2 rRNA genes are annotated in these 339 nt (G+C 52.8%); both read right to left on the reverse strand.

Features of this window, described 5'->3' with window-relative positions:
* Positions 1-19: 19 nt before the first annotated feature.
* Positions 20-135: ribosomal RNA gene (rrf, locus tag FJW00_RS05915) — 5S ribosomal RNA — on the reverse strand.
* Positions 136-235: 100 nt separating this feature from the next.
* A 23S ribosomal RNA gene (locus FJW00_RS05920) occupies positions 236-339 on the reverse strand; the annotation flags it as partial.

A 339-nucleotide genomic window follows, 5' to 3' on the forward strand; every position in this document is an offset into this window, starting at 1 on the left:
GCTTCTTCACTTATATAATGCCTGGCAGTTCCCTACTCTCGCATGGGGAGGCCCCACACTACCATCGGCGCTACGGCGTTTCACTTCTGAGTTCGGCATGGGGTCAGGTGGGACCACCGCGCTACAGCCGCCAGGCAAATCTTGGTGCACGAAACGAAAAAATCTTCGCTTCTGCTAATTCTTTATCCGTCACAAACTGAAAATCATGTCTCTCAAAAAACGCCTCTGGCGTTGTAAGGTTAAGCCTCACGGGTCATTAGTACCGGTTAGCTCAACGCATCGCTGCGCTTACACACCCGGCCTATCAACGTCGTCGTCTTCAACGTCCCTTCAGGACCC

Source organism: Pantoea anthophila (genome assembly GCF_006494375.1).
Lineage (GTDB): Bacteria > Pseudomonadota > Gammaproteobacteria > Enterobacterales > Enterobacteriaceae > Pantoea > Pantoea anthophila.